Source organism: Paracoccus methylarcula, from assembly GCF_003007735.2.
In the GTDB taxonomy this organism is placed as follows: Bacteria; Pseudomonadota; Alphaproteobacteria; order Rhodobacterales; family Rhodobacteraceae; genus Paracoccus; species Paracoccus methylarcula.
This window is the reverse complement of sequence record NZ_PXNQ02000013.1, coordinates 1-14,486: the sequence shown is the minus strand read 5'-3', so window position 1 is coordinate 14,486 and position 14,486 is coordinate 1. Positions and strand designations below refer to the sequence as shown.

The window sequence follows — 14,486 nt, the reverse complement described above, 5'->3', positions numbered from 1 at the left end:
AAACACTGATCCCCGCGAGATACGCGACCGCGCCGGGAGGATACCTGCCTGAAAATCGATACGGGCAACAATGGCGATACGATAACGCCTCCATGTGTCAGCATTATGAAAAATGCCCGCGCCAGAGAGAAGGCGCGGGCAGTATCTGGACACAACAACGGGAACGATGACCGTTGTGCCACCCAGATTGACGGAACCGGGACCTCCAGTCCATGCGCAGGATTACCTATGAAAAGGCCCGCACCGGTAAAGGCGCGGGCAAGTACTCGTGAATGTATCAACAGGAGGTATGAAGTCCTGCTGTACACAGCCTTCTGCCAGCAGAAGGATGTATATGATATACGCGTAATTACCTATATCGGTTCCACCTCGGATGGAATCCTTCCGATTCCCGCGAGATTCCGCGCAGGACCGGCGGGCGGGTGCGCATCCGATCCCGGTCTATTGCGGTGTCAGCCCCCTGATCCGCTCGGATCTGCGCCGCAACAGCTCGACGGTCGTGAGCAGCGCGATCGAGAACAGCACCAGCAGCGTCGCCACCGCCAGGATCGCGGGGCTGATCTGCTCGCGGATACCGTTCCACATCTGCCGCGGGATGGTCTGCTGCTCGGGACCGGCGATGAACAGCACCGCCACCACCTCGTCGAAACTGGTGACAAAGGCGAACAGCGCGCCCGAGATCACCCCGGGCAGGATCAGCGGCATGGTGATGCGGAAGAATGTCGTCCTTGGATTGGCGCCCAGCGAGGCCGCCGCCCGGTTCAGCGACTGGTCAAACCCCACAAGCGTCGCCGTCACCGTGATGATGACAAAGGGAATTCCCAGCGTCGCATGGGCAAGGATCACCCCCGGATAGGTGCCCGCCAGCCGCCCGCAATTCGTGGGCAGCCCGACCAGCCCCAGAAGCTCGCAGGGATTCGAGTAGAAGAAGAACATCCCCGTCGCGGTGATGATCAGCGGCACGATCATGGGCGAGATCAGCACCGCCATGATCGGGCGCCGGAACGGCATCTCGGGCCGCGACAGGCCCAGGGCGGCAAGCGTTCCCAGCACCGTCGCCAGAAGGGTCGAGAAAAAGCCGATGATGATCGAGTTCTTCGCCGCCTTCACCCATTTCGCATTGGCCCAGGCATCCGCCCACCAGCCCGCGTCACGCGGCCCGTCGGGCGCGGCCATGCCGAATGTCAGCAGGCTGTCATACCAGCGCATGCTGTAGCCCTCGGGATCGAGGGACAGCATCCTGTCGGTAAAGGTGAAATAGGGCTCGGTGTTGAAGGACAGCGGGATGATCACCACGATCGGCGCGATCAGGAAGAAGAAGATCAACCCGCAGATCACCAGGTAAGCATAGTGCCAGACACGCTCCAGCGGGCTTGCATATGTCGGAAGAGCCATCTCGCTTATCCCAGCTTGAGGTTATCGACGCCCACCAGCTTGTCATAGAGCCAGTAGAGGACCAGCACCGATCCCAGCAAAAGCGCCGCCAGCGCCGCCGCCATGGACCAGTTCAGCGTATCGGTCATATGCAGCGCGATCATGTTCGAGATCAGCTGCCCGCTCGATCCCCCGACCAGCGCCGGCGTGATGTAATAGCCGACCGCGAGGATGAAGACCAGCAGCGCCCCCGCCCCCAGCCCCGGCAGGGTCTGCGGGAAATAGATCCGGCGGAAGGCCGTCCAGCTCGTCGCGCCCAGGCTGCGGGCGGCCCGGACATAGGACGGGTTGATCGTGCGCATGACCGAGTAAAGCGGCAGGATCATGAAGGGCAGCAGGATATGCGTCATGGCGATGATCGTGCCGGTCTGGTTATAGATCATCTGCAAGCGCTGGCCGCCGCCGATCACGCCCAGCCAGACGAGGATATCGTTGATCACCCCCTGCTGCTGCAACAGCACCATCCAGGATGTCGTCCGAACCAGCAGCGAGGTCCAGAAGGGCAGCAGCACCAGGATCATCAGCAGGTTGGATTTCCGCATCGGAAGAGTCGCCAGCAGATGCGCGACCGGGAATCCCAGCACAAAGGTCAGCACGGTGATCAGCGCCGACAGCCAGAAGGTCCGCATGAACAGCATCACATAGATCCGCTGCCTCGGCGCGACCTGCTCGATGCTGCCATCCTCGGCCCGTGTCCGGTCCACCGCCGCCAGGTAGAAATTCGAGGTCACCGGCCTTGAGGCATCGCGCATCGCGCTCCAGATCCGGGGATCGCCCCAATCCTCGTCGATCTCCAGCAGCGCCTCGCGGTAAGGCGGCTCGATCCCCTTGCGGACCTTGCGCCCGGTCGAGGTGAACAGCGACCGCGTGCCCGGCACATCGTAATTGATCCGGGTGCCGACGACACCGATCGTCCGCGCCTCGGCCGATGCCAGCAGGTCATCGGCCAGCGCAGCCCATGCCGCGTCATTCGGCTCGCTCCCGCGCGGATTCTCGGCGAACCATTGCGAGATCCCGGGCATATGGGCCGAGAACCCGTCATTGTAGAAAGACCGTTGCAGCATCTGCCCGATCGGCACCACGAAGGTGATCAGGATGAAGGCCAGCAGCGGCAGCACCAGCATGAAGGCCCGCCGCTTCGCTCTTGCCTGTGACCGGGCCAGGGACCATGCCAGCGGCTTGCCATCAGCGGTGGTCAGCGGCCCGTCGGGCGCTGCGGCAGCAGAAATTGCGGCTTGCGGATCAGAAGCGTTCGCCATGTTGTCCCCGGAATTCCGGCCACCGCCCCGATTTGCGCCGGGGCGGCGGCAATCTCATATCACGAACCGGCCAGCCAGCTGTTGAACCGCTCGGTCAGTTCGGCATCGTGATCGGCCCAGAATTCCGGATCGTCCATCACCGCCGTCTCCAGGTATTCCGGATTGGTCGGCATATGCGGCCCCATCTCGGTCTCGCCGTCCTGGTAAAGACCGACCAGCGCCGCCGAGGATTTCCGCGCCGGACCATAGGCGATATATTTCGCCTGCTCGGCAAGCTGCTCGGTGCTGGTGGCGAATTTCAGGTATTCCATCGCCGCCTCGGGATTGGGCGAGCCCTTGGGAATCGCGAACATGTCCAGGTCCATGTATTGCCCGTCCCAGATGATCTCGAAGGGCTTGCCCTCGGCCACCATCGCATCGAAGAACCGGCCGTTATAGCCGGTCGCCATGGTCACCTCGCCATCGGCCAGAAGCTGCACGGGCTGCGCCCCGGCCTCCCACCAGACGACGCTGTCCTTGATCGTGTCCAGCTTGTCGAAAGCCCGGTTCACGCCCTCTTCCGACTCGAGCGCGTCATAGATCTCGTCCGCCGGCACGCCATCGGCGATCAGCGCCAGGTAAAGCGTGCGCTTGGGGGTCTTGGGCAGGCCACGCTGACCGGGGAATTTCTCCAGGTCAAAGAAATCGGCCGCGGTCGAGGGCGCCTCGCCCTCGAATTTCGTCGTGTCAAAGGCGATGACCGTGCCCCAGAAGATATTGGCCACGGCGCAATCCTGCAGCGCGCCATCGATGAAATCCTCGACCGCCGGGGTGCCATCGGGCGCGGGCGGCAGGTCGGCGGGATCGATCTCGACCAGCGCGCCCTCGTCGCACAGGCGGATCGCGTCGCTGACCTCGATATCAAAGACATCGCCGGTGATATTATTCGCCTCGACCTGCGTCTTCAGCGGTGTCGCCGGGTTGTCGGCGGCAATCATGTTGACCTTGATGCCGGTCTTTTCCGCGAAAGGCTTGTTATAGGCCTCGACCTGCGATTTCTCGTAGGCGCCGCCCCAGGACACGACATTCACCTCTTGCGCGGCGGCGGCAAAGCCGAACCCGGCCAACGCGGTGGATAGGATCAAAGTGGTTCTCATTTTCTTCTCCCGTTGGATTGGTTTATTTTTCTTCGATTTGGCCCTTTGCGGGCAGCGACGGACGAATTTCCTCCGCCCCTTCTTCTTCATGCAAATATCCCACGGGGGTCCGGGGGTGTGAAACCCCCGGCCATCGCGGGACGCAGGCTCAGCTTGCCAGCCAGCTGTTGAACCGCTCGTTCAGCTCGGCATCGTGATCGACCCAGAAATCCAGGTTCGAGCCAAGCGCATTGGTCATGTTCTCCTCGGTCGTGGGCAGATGCGGGCCCATCGGCTCCTCGGTGCCCTCGATATTGCCGACCAGCGCGGCGGCCGATCTACGCGGCGGACCATAGCTGATGAACTCGGCGGCGCGGGCCTGCTGCGCGGGCGCGGTCGAGAAGCTGACGAATTCCAGCGCCTCCTCGGCATTCGGCGCGCCTTTCGGGATCACCCAGCCCTCCATCTCGTAGATCTGGCCGTCCCAGATGATGTTGAAGGGCTTGCCCTCCTCCTGCGCGGCGTTGAAGATCCGCCCGTTAAAGGCAAAGGCCATGGTCACCTCGCCATCGGCCAGAAGCTGCGGCGGCTGCGCACCGGCCTCCCACCAGATCACGTCATCCTTGATCGTGTCCAGCTTGGCAAAGGCCTGGTCCACGCCTTCTTCCGTCTCCAGCAGGTCATAAACCTCACCCGCAGGAACACCATCGGCCATCAGCGCCAGTTCCAGGTTGAACTTGGCGCCCTTGCGCATGGTGCGCTTGCCGGGGAAAGCCTCCAGGTCAAAGAAATCCGCCGGGGTCGAGGGCTTCGCGTCAGGGAACTTGCTGTCATCATAGGCCAGCACCATGGAATAGACATCAGTGCCCACGAAGCAATCGGTGATCGCGCCCTCGATGAAATCCTCGGCCGCCGCCGTCCCGTCCTCTGCCGCGGCCAGCCCCGAGGCGTCGATCAGTTCCAGCAGCCCCTCGTCGCAAAGCCGCACCGCGTCGGCATATTCGACCGAGGCGACATCGGTGGTGACATTGCCCGCCTCGACCATTGCCTTGATCGGCGTGGCCGGGTTGTCGGCATCGGCGACATTGACCTTGATGCCGGTCTCGGCCTCGAAGGGTTTGACATAGGCCTCGACATGGCTGTTGCCATAGGCGCCGCCCCAGGACAGCAGGTTCACATCGGCGAAGGCCGGCATCGCGGCCAGGCCGAGCGCGGTTGTCAAAGCAAGGGTCCGTTTCATGATATCAGCTCCAACTACGTGAGTATCTTGACTTTCTTGCCGCCACCCCGCCCCGCCACGGGGACCGGGAGCGGGGTCGCAAGGGCCTGTCAGACCGGGTCCAGCGCGCGGGCGTCCTGCGGATGCCAGCCGATCCGGATTTTCTGGCCGGACTCCAGCCGGGTCTGGCCGATGGTGTTGCGGCATTTCATGATGAAATCATCGCTTCCCGCCACAAGCAGCCGGGTCCGCAGGATGTCGCCCATATAGACCACCTCCAGCACCTCGGCCTCGATGCTATGGGCGCCGGGCGGCATCATCTCGGGCTTGAACTCCACCCGCTCGGGACGGATCGACACGGTGGTCTTCTGCCCGCGTTCGCGGATATTGACCGCGGTGGCGTCGATCAGCCCGCCATCGGCCAGCTTGACCACCGCCTTGTCGCCCTCAAGCGCCTCGATAATCCCGGGCAAGGCGTTGTTTTCCCCGATGAACCCGGCAACGAAACTGTTCTCCGGCTGTTCATAGAGCTGGTTCGGCGTGGCAAGCTGCTGGATACGGCCGTCATTGAAGACCGCGATCCGGTCGGACATGGTCAGCGCCTCGGTCTGGTCATGGGTGACATAGACCACGGTGATTCCAAGTTCCTCGTGCAAATGCTTGATCTCGAACTGCATATGCTCGCGAAGCTGCTTGTCCAGCGCGCCCAGGGGCTCATCCATCAAGACCAGGTGCGGATCGAAGACCAGCGCCCGCGCCAGAGCGATCCGCTGCTGCTGCCCGCCCGACAATTGCGCCGGACGGCGATTTGCGAAGGCCCCCATCTGCACCATGCCGAGGCTGCGCTTGACGCGGGCCTCGCGTTCGGCCTTGCCCATGCCCCGCACTTCCAGCGGGAAGGACAGGTTCTCGCCCACCGTCATATGCGGAAACAGCGCGTAGTTCTGGAACACCATGCCGATGCCGCGCTTATGCGGCGGCACCTGGTTGATGGGGCGTCCGTCAAGGCGGATTTCGCCATGGGTCGCGGTCTCGAATCCGGCCAGCATCATCAGGCAGGTGGTCTTGCCCGAACCCGATGGGCCGAGCATCGTCACGAACTCGCCCTTGGCGATGGACAGGTTCAAGTCTTTGACGACAAGTGTCTGGCCGTCATAGCTTTTCTGCACGTGTTCGAAAGCGACGAATGCGTCACCCGAAGTATTGTCCAGCAATAGGCGCTCTCCCTGTTATGCTATGGTTGTTCAGCGCGGGCCGAGTTAAACCCCGCGGCCGGATAATGGCAACACCGTTTCCGACTTTTCTTTCACCGATTGCGGCGCGGCATGGTCAGATTGACTTGAGCCTCGCCACGGGCCACAAGGTTCCTGACACGCGGATTCATCAGGGGAGGACCGATGCAAAAGGTCTATTCGAATGCGGATGAGGCTCTGGACGGCCTCCTGAAGGACGGGATGCTGATCGCCGCGGGCGGTTTCGGGCTATGCGGGATCCCCGAATTGCTGATCGACGCGATCGTGAAAAGCGGCGTCAAGGACCTGACCGTGGCCAGCAACAATGCCGGGGTGGACGGTTTCGGTCTCGGCAAGCTGCTGGATACCAAGCAGATCAAAAAGATGATGTCCTCTTACGTGGGCGAGAATGCCGAGTTCATGCGGCAATACCTGTCGGGCGAACTGGAGCTGGAATTCAACCCGCAAGGCACGCTGGCCGAACGCATGCGCGCGGGCGGTGCGGGCATTCCCGGCTTCTACACCAAGACCGGCGTCGGCACCCAGATCGCCGAGGGCAAGGAGGTCAAGGAGTTCGACGGCGAGGACTATATCCTCGAACGCGGCATCTTTGCCGATCTCTCCATCGTCAAGGCATGGAAGGCCGACGACACCGGCAATCTCGTGTTCCGCAAGACGGCGCGCAACTTCAACCCTCCGGCGGCGATGTGCGGGCGGGTCTGTGTCGTCGAGGTAGAAGAGATCGTGCCGCGCGGCAGCCTCGATCCCGACCATATCCACCTGCCCGGCATCTATGTGCACCGCATCATCCAGGGCGAGCATGAGAAGCGCATCGAGCAACGCACCACCCGCAAGAAGGAGACCGCGTGATGGCCGGTGAGATGAAAGGCTGGGATCGCAACCAGATGGCCGCGCGGGCGGCGCAGGAACTGGAAGACGGCATGTATGTCAATCTCGGCATCGGTATCCCGACGCTGGTGGCCAATTATGTCGGCGACAAGGACATCACCCTGCAATCGGAAAACGGCATGCTGGGCATGGGCCCCTTCCCCTTCGAGGGCGAAGAGGACCCGGACCTGATCAATGCCGGCAAGCAGACCATCACCGAACTGGCGCGGACCTCTTATTTCGACAGCGCCATGAGCTTCGGGATGATCCGCGGCGGCAAGATCGCGGCGGCGATCCTGGGCGCGATGGAAGTGGCCGAGAACGGCGATCTCGCGAACTGGATGATCCCCGGCAAGCTGGTCAAGGGCATGGGCGGCGCCATGGACCTGGTCGCTGGCGTGGGCCGGGTGATCGTGGTCATGGACCACACCAACAAGGCCGGTGAATCCAAGCTGTTGAAGCAATGCTCCCTGCCGCTGACCGGCAAGGGCGTGGTCAACCGGATCATCACCAACCTGGGTGTCCTGGACGTGGTGCCGGGCGGGTTGAAGATCGTCGAGACCGCCGATGGCGTGAGCGAGGGTGATCTCCGCGCCGCGACCGAGGCGACCATCGTCGGGTGAGGCACCGTCTGTGAAGCGAGACAAGCGGGGGGCCTTGCCCCCCGTCGTCATATGCATGACGACTCCCCCCGGGATATTTGCCTGAAGAAGAAAGACACGAGGCCCGGATGACGCCCGAGCGGATCACGGAAATTTTTACCCGGCAGGACGGCAGCTATCTCTGCGCGCGTTGGGGGCGGCCGGTGGCGCCGGTGATCTTCGGGCTGGCGGATGAGAGCCTCGATATCTTTCGCGCCGCGATCCGGGCCGGTTTCGCCCATGCCGGGCACCCGGTCGCCGAGACCGATCCCGAGATGGGAGCCAACCTGATGCTGTTCTTCCTGCGTGACTGGGCGGAACTGGAGGAGGTTCCCGATCTCGACCGGCTGACCGGGCAGCCCGGCCTGCCCGCGCGGCTGCGGGCAGATGACGCGGATCAATACCGGCTGTTCCGTTTCGATGCCGATGGCGGGATCCGGGCCTGCATGGGTTTCCTGCGCATGACCGGCGCGCTGGCCGATGCCCATCCGGCGGCGCTCGCCGAGGCCGTGACCATGCGCAGCGCCCTGAGCTTCGCCCGCGACATCGCCCCTTCGCCGGAGATGGCGGCGCTGATCCGGGCGGCCTATGACCCGGTCCTGCCGGTGGCCGCGACCGAGCCCGCCCATGCCTTGCGGCTGGCGGCGCGGATGGCGGCGGCGAAGGGGGCCTGAGCCTCGTCTCGCCGCTATGACAACCGCAGATGCGTGGTGAAATCCAGGAAACTGCGCATCGCCGCGGTCATCAGCTTTCCCGTCGGATAGACCAGGCTGACCGGAATGTCGGGCAATGCGAAATTGGTCATCAGCGGCAAGAGCCGCCCCGCCTCCAGGTCATCGGCGATGGTGAATTGCGGCAGCAGCGCCACGCCCTTGCCGCCGACCGCCAGCGAATGCAGCAACTCGGTGTCATTGCTCGAGAAGACCGGCTGGACCTTCTGGTAGAACACCTCCTTGCCGCAGCGCAGGGGCCATGTTCCCGGCCCGCGCAGGTTGGTGTAATGCAAACAGCTATGGCGGCTCAGATCCGCAGGCGCCACCGGCTCGCCATGCCGCCCGATGTAATCGGGAGAGGCAACCAGCAGGATCTGGGCCTCGTGCAGCTTGCGGGCATGCAGCGCCGAATCCTCGAGAAAGCCGATCCGGATCACCGCGTCATAGCCGCCGCCGATCAGGTCGGTTACACCGTCATCCAGCACCATCTCGAGCCGGATATCGGGATGGTCGTCCATGAAGCGTATCAGATGCGGCCGGAACAGCTTGTGGATATAGGAGGCCGGCGCCCCGATCTTGAGCGCGCCGGCGGGATGGGCCGAGGCATCGCGCACCATCTCGTTGGCGCCGTCGAGCTGCCGCAGCACCTCGCGGATTTGCCGGCTGTATTCCAGCCCCAGCGCGGTGGGCCGCAGCGAGCGGGTCGTGCGCGACAGCAGCCGCGCGCCCAGATCGGCCTCGAGATCCGAGATATACTTGCTGCACAGGCTGCGCGATATCCCCATCCTCCGCGCCGCGGCGGAGAAGCTGCCCTCGTCGAGGATGCTGATGAATGTGCGGAGAACGGTGATGTCCATGGCGGAGGAGATGTTCCCGCAATGCATTCTGTGCAAGGGCTTGGCGTGAAAAAATCGATAAAACTGTCCGGCGACGGGTTCGGGGAGAAACTCGGCATCCGCCGGGACCGTCACCCTCGATGCCCTCCCCCGGGCAGGGATGGACATGCCCGGCGAGGGGAAGCCCGCGGATCAATCGCCCCGCAGGAACGGGATGATCCTCATCAATGTATAGACGGATGGGCGCGGTTTTATGATGGACACGAGAGAATATCTGCCTGGCCCGCCATGCCGTGGAACGGCTGGATCATATGAATTCTTCATGAGGAAATAATCCTCGATCAGTTCGGCCTGCTGCTCGAAGTTCAGCCCATCGAAGAACTGGTCCAGCTTCATCAGGTTCGGCTGGACATGCAGATAATCGTAATCTGAAGCGCTTTCCAAATGCCCGGCAACGTCGGCGGCGTTGATATTAAACCCGCCATGTTTCCTGTGATATTCGGCATATTGATCAGCAAGCCGCACCTCGCCCTGCCGGATCGTGTCGGTCCTGGCGCCCTGGCTGCCATCCGCATGCGTCCATGCCATGGTTTGCGTGTATTCCATCCCCGGATACATCACCGGATTGACATGCCGCTCCCTGTCGATCGCGTCATACGTGCTCCTGTGATCGCGGTGTTTTCGGGCGGCGCTATCATCCCGTTTTTCGACACGCCGGTGGTATTGAGGCAGGGTCAGGTTGGTGCCGTGTTTACTGTTATATATCGGCAAGCTTTCCTGCTTGCGTTTATTGGGGGTCATCCCCGGACCGTATTTCTGATGCTGCCAAACATGCGCCAGCTCGTGGATCAATGTCGCCCTTAGCTGGAGTGGCTCACCATCGTAATCCTTGAGATAATGCCCCTGATCGGCGCGCATGTAGATATTGTTGCCGGTCGTGTTCGGGGCGGTTTCCGCCGGAAATTCGGGATTCGCGTGATCATGGATGCGGACGGCTTCCATGTTCAGTGCGGTCAGAAAGACACCAAATGCCATGCTGCGCTCACCCGCTGTCAGGGCACGGCATTTTTCGGTGCATCCATCCTGTTGGTCGGTCATGAATATGTCCTTTTGCACAAATGAATCGGTATTGGTTTCGATAAATTGCGGAAAACCGGAACAATATCACTTTTGCAGCAGATCGGTCAGGCAAGATGCATGACGGCATCCGGGTCAAATCCCGGCATAGTCGGATTGTTATCATGGGGTTGGCGAATTTTGAAGATCCCGGAAACGCTTTTTTCCTCGCATCCTGACGGCAGGAATGGAGAAGGCCCCCCGAACCGGGAGGCCCTGACGCCGGGAACGGGACCGCTCCCAAACAAAAAAAGCCGCCCCAAATCGGGACGGCCTTACCTGTCTCTGCCGCGCCATGAGGCATCCGCAAGATCGCGGATGCCTCCGGACGGAGCAATCAACGCTCGTAATGGGTCTTGGCCCATTCGCTGGTCGGGAAGCTGGTCACGGAGATCAGGTCATCCGCGGACAGATTGGCGTTCTGCAGCTCACGCGCGGTCAGAAGCTTGCCGGCCTTGACCTCGATTTGCGTGGTATTGGGTGCCGGACGCTCGACGCTTGCATTGCGGTTCGTGTCGGGGAAATTGCTTGCCGAAGCAGCGCCAGCAGCAAGGGCGAGAGCGACCAAACCGGTTGTAATGACTTTCATTTTCGTCTTCCTTCTTCAATCGGCGCTTGATTGCGTCGGTTCGATGACACCGAGATAGGCCCGCCGCCGGGGGAAGATTAGGCGCGATTTTTCGCTTTCTCTGTTCGACAGGATTGCACAATCTGCAAGTGCTGTAGGTTGCGTCCGGCGGGCGGTTGTGAACGAGATACCATCCGAAAGACGATCCCTGCCGAATGGAGCCCTGATGACACATCGCCTGACCCTGCGCGTCTATTACGAGGACACCGACCTGGCCGGGATCGTCTATTACGCCAATTACCTGAAATTCATCGAGCGGGGGCGCTCGGAATGGCTGCGCGCGCTTGGCATCGACCAGGCCGCGATGAAGGCGGATGGCGGGCATGTCTTTGCCGTGCGCCGGGTCGAGGCGGATTACCTGCGCCCGGCGAAGTTCGACGACCTGCTGGAGGTCACGACCGGGCTGGCCACGGCCTCGCCCGCGCGGGTGGTGCTGAACCAGTCGGTGCGGCGGGGCGAAGAGCTGCTGTTCACCGCCCGCGTCACCGTCGCCTGCCTTGGTCCATCGGGCCGCCCTGCCCGGCTGCCCGCCCCGCTTGCTGCCGCGCTCAAGGGAGGCTCGGATGACTGACACGAAACGGATCGCCATGTGGTCGGGGCCGCGCAACCTGTCCACCGCGATGATGCGCGCGTTCGGGGCGCGCGGCGATTGCGCCTGCGTGGACGAGCCCTTCTATGCCCATTACCTGATCCGCACCGGCCTGCCCCATCCGATGCGGGAACAGGTGATCGCCAGCCAGCCCGCCGATTGGCGAGAGGTGCTGCCGGGTCTGATCCATGAGCCCTGCGGGCAGCCGATCCAGTATCAGAAGCACATGGTCCAGCATATGCTGCCCGGCATGGATCTGGACTGGACCGATACGCTCGCCAATGTCTTCCTGATCCGCGAGCCGGAACGGGTCGCCGCCTCTTTCGCGGCCAAGCGCGGGCTGCCCGATCCGGCCGAGCTGGGCTTTGAGCGGCAATGGGAGATGTTCCGGCAGATGGCCGCGCGCGGACCCGCGCCCCTGGTCATCGACAGCGCCGATATCCGCTGCGATCCGGCCCGCGCACTGTCCGCGCTTTGCGAGGGGATCGGCATCGCCTATAGCGAAAAGATGCTGTCATGGTCCCCCGGCCCGCATCCCGAGGACGGGATCTGGGGCGCGGTCTGGTATGACGCGGTCAACCGCTCGACCGGTTTCGCCGGGCCCGAGGGGCCGCTGCCGGAACTGGAGGGCGATCTTGCCCGGCTGGCCGACAGCCTGCGCCCCGCCTATGAAGCCATCGCGGCGCACAAGCTCTCGTTCCGCTGATGCGGCGGCACGGCAAATTGACGCTATTGTGTTGTCGCGGGGGGTGAAACTGCTGATAAACAAGCGGTAGAAGGCCCGCGAAACGCGCCCGACAAGATGAGGCAGTGACAATGGAACCCATTCAGGCCGCACAGGCCCTCGATTTCTCGCTGGTGGCGCTTTTCCTGCGCGCCTCGCTGACGGTCAAGATCGTGATGATCATCCTGATCATCGCCTCTTTCTGGGGCTGGGCGATCATCATCCAGAAATTCCTGACCTTCGCGCATGCCAAGCGGGAAGCAAGCCGGTTCGACCGTTCCTTCTGGTCCGGCGAGCCCTTGGACGATCTCTATGACCGGCTCGGCGAACGCCCCTCGGGCTCGTCCGAGCGGATCTTCGCGGCGGGCATGACCGAATGGCGCCGCAGCCATCGCGACGACGGCGCACTGATCCCCGGCGGCACGCAGCGCATCGACCGCGCCATGAACGTGGCCATCCAGCGCGAGGAGACGCGGCTGTTCCGCGGGTTGTCCTTCCTTGCCACGGTGGGCGCGACGGCGCCCTTCATCGGGCTTTTCGGCACGGTCTGGGGCATCAAGACCGCCTTCGAGGGCATCGCGATGTCGCAAAATACCAGCCTTGCCGTGGTTGCACCGGGCATTGCCGAGGCATTGCTGGCCACCGCGCTCGGCCTGCTGGCGGCGATTCCGGCGGTGATCTTCTACAACAAGCTGTCAGGCGATGCCGAGCGTGTCGTCGGCAACTGGGAAAGCTTCGCGGATGAGTTCTCGACCCTGCTGTCGCGGCAGCTGGACGAGCAGGGCTGAGGGCGGGCGATGTCGGATGTCGTCAAACGGGTCAGGCGCAAGGGACGCGGACACAGGCGCAACGCGCCGATGGCCGAGATCAACGTCACGCCCTTCGTGGACGTGATGCTGGTGCTCTTGGTGATCTTCATGGTCGCCGCGCCGCTGATGACCGCGGGCGTGCCGCTGAACCTGCCGCGCACCGCCGCGACCGCCGTGCCCACGGAACAGGAAGAGCCGCTGGTGATCTCGATCCCCGCCGAGGGGCAGGTCACGCTGCTGAACGAACCCGTCGCCGACGACCAGGTGGTGAATCGGCTCCGCGCCGTCCTGGCCGAACGCCAGACCGACCGCATCTTCCTGCGCGCCGATGGCGGTATCCCCTATGCCCGCGTCGTGCAGGTGATGGGCGCCCTGAACGCCGCCGGCTTCACCGATATCGTGCTGGTCACCGATACCGGCGGCCCGCGGATGGATGGCTGATCCATGTCCGACCGGGAAGAGCGCATCGGCTGGTGGATCTCGGGCGTCGCGCATGCGGCGCTGATCCTCTGGGCGCTTCTGGGCGGGGTCCTGTTCCGCCCGCAGCCCTCGCAGCCGGTGCGCATGACCGAGGTGGCAACGATGAGCGGCGCCGAGTTCGAGGAATATGCCGCCGCCTCGCGCGGGGCCGGCCCCGTCGCCCCCGATGCCACGGCGGTCGCCGAGATCTCCGAACCCGAAACCGAGGATGCGCCGGCGGCAGCCCCCTCGGAGACAGCCGCACCGGATTCCGAAAAAGCGGCGCAGGAACTGGCCCAGCCCGACGCATCCGAGGCGCAGCCCGATCTGAGCGATTTCGAGCCTCGCGAGCCGGTGAACGTGGCCACTGACCTTCCCGACACGCCCGCCGCGCCGGAACCCGTTCAGGAAACCGCCCCGCCCGCCCCGGCGGAAAGCACGCAGCCGCAAGCCGACGCCCAGCCTTCGCGCCCCGCGCCATCGGAACAGGATGAGAGCGCCGAGCCGGTCGCGCCCCGCTCGGTGCTGGCGCTGGACCAATCGACTCGCCCGCAGGACCGCCCGGACGGGCTGGTCGAGGCTTTCAACGCCCGCGTCGCCGAGCAGGAGGCCGCAAGAGAGGCCGCTGAACAGGCAAGCCGCGAGGCCGAGCGCCTTGCGACCGAGGCCGCCGAGGCGGCGGAACGGCAAGCGGCGGAACAGGCCCGCCAGGAAGCCGAGGCCGCCGTATCGGCGGAGCGCGAGGCAGAGGCCCGGGCGGAAGAGGAACGCCGGGCGGCAGAACAGGCCGCGCGCGAGGAAGAACAGCGCCGCGCCGAAGAGGA

Annotated in this window: 15 protein-coding genes and 1 pseudogene; 8 read left to right on the top strand and 8 right to left on the bottom strand. The window is 63.6% G+C overall.

Features of this window, described 5'->3' with window-relative positions; genetic code table 11:
• Positions 1-441: 441 nt before the first annotated feature.
• From A7A09_RS18170 to A7A09_RS18150, 5 genes are all read right to left on the bottom strand, one after another.
• Positions 442-1,395 carry an ABC transporter permease gene (locus A7A09_RS18170; RefSeq protein WP_106692717.1) on the bottom strand — a complete coding sequence of 318 codons (954 nt, stop codon included), beginning with the start codon at positions 1,393-1,395 and terminating at the stop codon, positions 442-444.
• A gap of 5 nt (positions 1,396-1,400) precedes the next feature.
• Entirely contained in the window at positions 1,401-2,693 is a 1,293-nt protein-coding gene (locus tag A7A09_RS18165) for an ABC transporter permease (protein WP_106692716.1), read from the bottom strand.
• 59 nt (positions 2,694-2,752) lie between these two features.
• Complete coding sequence (locus A7A09_RS18160) at positions 2,753-3,829, bottom strand: ABC transporter substrate-binding protein (RefSeq protein ID WP_106692715.1); 1,077 nt, start codon at positions 3,827-3,829, stop codon at positions 2,753-2,755.
• 148 nt (positions 3,830-3,977) lie between these two features.
• The gene (locus A7A09_RS18155; RefSeq protein WP_106692714.1) at positions 3,978-5,048 is read right to left on the bottom strand and encodes an ABC transporter substrate-binding protein; all 1,071 of its coding nucleotides are present in this window, start codon (positions 5,046-5,048) and stop codon (positions 3,978-3,980) included.
• Between the two features lie 89 nt (positions 5,049-5,137).
• Positions 5,138-6,241, bottom strand: coding sequence for an ABC transporter ATP-binding protein (locus tag A7A09_RS18150; protein WP_106692713.1), 1,104 nt, complete (start codon positions 6,239-6,241; stop codon positions 5,138-5,140).
• 183 nt (positions 6,242-6,424) lie between these two features.
• Between A7A09_RS18150 and A7A09_RS18145 the strand changes: the two genes are divergently transcribed.
• From A7A09_RS18145 to A7A09_RS18135, 3 genes are all read left to right on the top strand, one after another.
• On the top strand, positions 6,425-7,129 hold the full coding sequence (locus A7A09_RS18145; protein WP_106692712.1) for a CoA transferase subunit A: 705 nt from the start codon (positions 6,425-6,427) through the stop codon (positions 7,127-7,129).
• Positions 7,129-7,770: a CoA transferase subunit B gene (locus A7A09_RS18140; RefSeq protein ID WP_211341184.1), complete on the top strand. Its 642-nt coding sequence runs from the start codon at positions 7,129-7,131 to the stop codon at positions 7,768-7,770. The genes A7A09_RS18145 and A7A09_RS18140 overlap by 1 nt, the downstream gene beginning before the upstream one ends.
• A gap of 107 nt (positions 7,771-7,877) precedes the next feature.
• The gene (locus A7A09_RS18135) at positions 7,878-8,462 is read left to right on the top strand and encodes a hypothetical protein (protein ID WP_106692711.1); all 585 of its coding nucleotides are present in this window, start codon (positions 7,878-7,880) and stop codon (positions 8,460-8,462) included.
• Positions 8,463-8,476: 14 nt separating this feature from the next.
• Here the strand turns inward: A7A09_RS18135 and A7A09_RS18130 are convergent, their stop codons facing one another.
• The 3 genes from A7A09_RS18130 to A7A09_RS18120 all read right to left on the bottom strand — a co-directional run bounded on the left by A7A09_RS18130 (position 8,477) and on the right by A7A09_RS18120 (position 11,042).
• Positions 8,477-9,358, bottom strand: a complete 882-nt coding sequence (locus A7A09_RS18130; RefSeq protein ID WP_170167153.1) for a LysR family transcriptional regulator — start codon at positions 9,356-9,358, stop codon at positions 8,477-8,479.
• Positions 9,359-9,529: 171 nt separating this feature from the next.
• Entirely contained in the window at positions 9,530-10,435 is a 906-nt protein-coding gene (locus A7A09_RS18125) for a hypothetical protein (RefSeq protein WP_106692709.1), read from the bottom strand.
• A 355-nt stretch (positions 10,436-10,790) separates the two neighbouring features.
• The gene (locus tag A7A09_RS18120) at positions 10,791-11,042 is read right to left on the bottom strand and encodes a hypothetical protein (RefSeq protein WP_106692708.1); all 252 of its coding nucleotides are present in this window, start codon (positions 11,040-11,042) and stop codon (positions 10,791-10,793) included.
• Between the two features lie 205 nt (positions 11,043-11,247).
• On the opposite strand from A7A09_RS18120, the gene ybgC reads away from it, so the two are divergent.
• From ybgC to A7A09_RS18095, 5 genes and pseudogenes are all read left to right on the top strand, one after another.
• Positions 11,248-11,652 carry a tol-pal system-associated acyl-CoA thioesterase gene (gene ybgC, locus A7A09_RS18115; RefSeq protein WP_106692707.1) on the top strand — a complete coding sequence of 135 codons (405 nt, stop codon included), beginning with the start codon at positions 11,248-11,250 and terminating at the stop codon, positions 11,650-11,652.
• Positions 11,645-12,376, top strand: a complete 732-nt coding sequence (locus A7A09_RS18110) for a sulfotransferase-like domain-containing protein (protein WP_106692706.1) — start codon at positions 11,645-11,647, stop codon at positions 12,374-12,376. The genes ybgC and A7A09_RS18110 overlap by 8 nt, the downstream gene beginning before the upstream one ends.
• 110 nt (positions 12,377-12,486) lie before the next feature.
• Positions 12,487-13,182, top strand: a complete 696-nt coding sequence (gene tolQ / locus A7A09_RS18105; RefSeq protein ID WP_106692705.1) for a protein TolQ — start codon at positions 12,487-12,489, stop codon at positions 13,180-13,182.
• A gap of 9 nt (positions 13,183-13,191) precedes the next feature.
• Positions 13,192-13,644, top strand: coding sequence for an ExbD/TolR family protein (locus tag A7A09_RS18100; protein ID WP_106692704.1), 453 nt, complete (start codon positions 13,192-13,194; stop codon positions 13,642-13,644).
• Positions 13,645-13,647: 3 nt separating this feature from the next.
• Positions 13,648-14,486, top strand: a pseudogene (locus A7A09_RS18095) (protein TolA); the annotation flags it as partial.

Excerpts from the sequence above, each read along its gene's own strand:
- A7A09_RS18170 (WP_106692717.1), bottom strand. The coding sequence starts at position 1,395 with ATGGCTCTTCCGACATATGCAAGCCCGCTGGAGCGTGTCTGGCACTAT.
- A7A09_RS18165 (WP_106692716.1), bottom strand. The coding sequence starts at position 2,693 with ATGGCGAACGCTTCTGATCCGCAAGCCGCAATTTCTGCTGCCGCAGCG.
- A7A09_RS18160 (WP_106692715.1), bottom strand. The coding sequence starts at position 3,829 with ATGAGAACCACTTTGATCCTATCCACCGCGTTGGCCGGGTTCGGCTTT.
- A7A09_RS18155 (WP_106692714.1), bottom strand. The coding sequence starts at position 5,048 with ATGAAACGGACCCTTGCTTTGACAACCGCGCTCGGCCTGGCCGCGATG.
- A7A09_RS18145 (WP_106692712.1), top strand. The coding sequence starts at position 6,425 with ATGCAAAAGGTCTATTCGAATGCGGATGAGGCTCTGGACGGCCTCCTG.
- A7A09_RS18140 (WP_211341184.1), top strand. The coding sequence starts at position 7,129 with ATGGCCGGTGAGATGAAAGGCTGGGATCGCAACCAGATGGCCGCGCGG.
- A7A09_RS18135 (WP_106692711.1), top strand. The coding sequence starts at position 7,878 with ATGACGCCCGAGCGGATCACGGAAATTTTTACCCGGCAGGACGGCAGC.
- A7A09_RS18130 (WP_170167153.1), bottom strand. The coding sequence starts at position 9,358 with ATGGACATCACCGTTCTCCGCACATTCATCAGCATCCTCGACGAGGGC.
- A7A09_RS18125 (WP_106692709.1), bottom strand. The coding sequence starts at position 10,435 with ATGACCGACCAACAGGATGGATGCACCGAAAAATGCCGTGCCCTGACA.
- A7A09_RS18120 (WP_106692708.1), bottom strand. The coding sequence starts at position 11,042 with ATGAAAGTCATTACAACCGGTTTGGTCGCTCTCGCCCTTGCTGCTGGC.
- ybgC (WP_106692707.1), top strand. The coding sequence starts at position 11,248 with ATGACACATCGCCTGACCCTGCGCGTCTATTACGAGGACACCGACCTG.
- A7A09_RS18110 (WP_106692706.1), top strand. The coding sequence starts at position 11,645 with ATGACTGACACGAAACGGATCGCCATGTGGTCGGGGCCGCGCAACCTG.
- tolQ (WP_106692705.1), top strand. The coding sequence starts at position 12,487 with ATGGAACCCATTCAGGCCGCACAGGCCCTCGATTTCTCGCTGGTGGCG.
- A7A09_RS18100 (WP_106692704.1), top strand. The coding sequence starts at position 13,192 with ATGTCGGATGTCGTCAAACGGGTCAGGCGCAAGGGACGCGGACACAGG.